This is a genomic window from Saccharopolyspora sp. NPDC000995 (assembly GCF_053599315.1).
On sequence record NZ_JBSFLZ010000367.1, the window covers coordinates 1 to 1,068 of the forward strand.

The 1,068-nt window shown below is 61.4% G+C and carries 2 protein-coding genes; one reads left to right on the forward strand and one right to left on the reverse strand.

The window, feature by feature from the left end; all coding sequences use genetic code 11:
* Positions 1 to 262: 262 nt before the first annotated feature.
* Positions 263 to 643, forward strand: a complete 381-nt coding sequence (locus tag ACWDKQ_RS36360; RefSeq protein ID WP_450143270.1) for a transposase — start codon at positions 263 to 265, stop codon at positions 641 to 643.
* A gap of 37 nt (positions 644 to 680) precedes the next feature.
* Here the strand turns inward: ACWDKQ_RS36360 and ACWDKQ_RS36365 are convergent, their stop codons facing one another.
* Positions 681 to 902 (reverse strand): hypothetical protein, encoded by a 222-nt coding sequence (locus ACWDKQ_RS36365; protein ID WP_450143271.1) that lies wholly within the window; start codon positions 900 to 902, stop codon positions 681 to 683.
* Between the last annotated feature and the right edge of the window lie 166 nt (positions 903 to 1,068).

Genomic DNA, 1,068 nt, shown 5'->3' on the forward strand with positions numbered 1-1,068 from the left:
CCCACCACTCATCGGCATATCCCACGCTCACGCCAAAGTGATCATTTCGGCTACTACCGCCCCCACAGTGACCGACTCGCTTATTTGAGGGCTAGATGAGTTCAAGCCCTATCTGCACCAGCGTTGGACCGAGGGCGCCACCGACGCCGCTGCGCTGACCAAGGAGATCACCGCCCAGGGATACACCGGCAGCGACCAAACCGTCCGCCGCTACCTGCAGCCCTTCCGCGACATGCTCACGCCCCCGCCCCCGCCGCCCCTCGTGCCGAAAGTCCGTCAGATCACCGGTTGGCTGCTGCGCCGCCCCGAGGACCTCGACACCGACGAGACCCGCAAGCTCGCCGAAATCCGATCCCGCTGCCCGCACCTCAACCGCCTCGCCGACCACGTCAAGGACTTCGCGAAGATGATGACCAACCGCGAAGGCGGGAAACTAGAATCCTGGCTGTCCAAAGTGGAAAGAGAGGATCAGATCGACCTGCACTCCTTCGCTATCGGGCTCGGCCGCGACCAAGACGCCGTCACCGCCGGACTCACGTTGCCCTACAGCTCAGGGAAAGTCGAGGGCAACGTCAACAGACTCAAGGCGCTCAAGAGGCAAGTGTACGGCCGAGCCAAACTCGACCTCCTCCGCATTCTCTGAACTTGATCGCGAGTGTGTGTCGCGTCATGCTTGACGCTCAGGAATCCCTTGTGAGAGTGGGCATTCCGAGGTTGACGGTTCCCGCGGCGTTGGCGCGTTTGTCGATCTGGGCGAGTTTGTCGTTGGCGCCGGTCAGGCTGATCTGGAGTCCTTCGACTTCGCCGAGCCATCCTTCGCGTTCGGCTTCGGCGATCCGGGCGGTGAGATTGTCGCGGATCTCGACGATTCGTTGCCGTTGAGCCGGATCTGGCCAATGCATCGAGCTAAAATTCGATCAAAACTGAAAATATCGGGCTCTTGTGACTGATCCGTGGGTGGTGTGAGCTGGGATTTTGGGCCCGGAGACGGGGGCACGCCGTTGCTTCGTCTAGGTTTCTGGCTTGTCGAAGGTCAGGAACCGAGGGACGGAGAACGGCGTGCCGAAA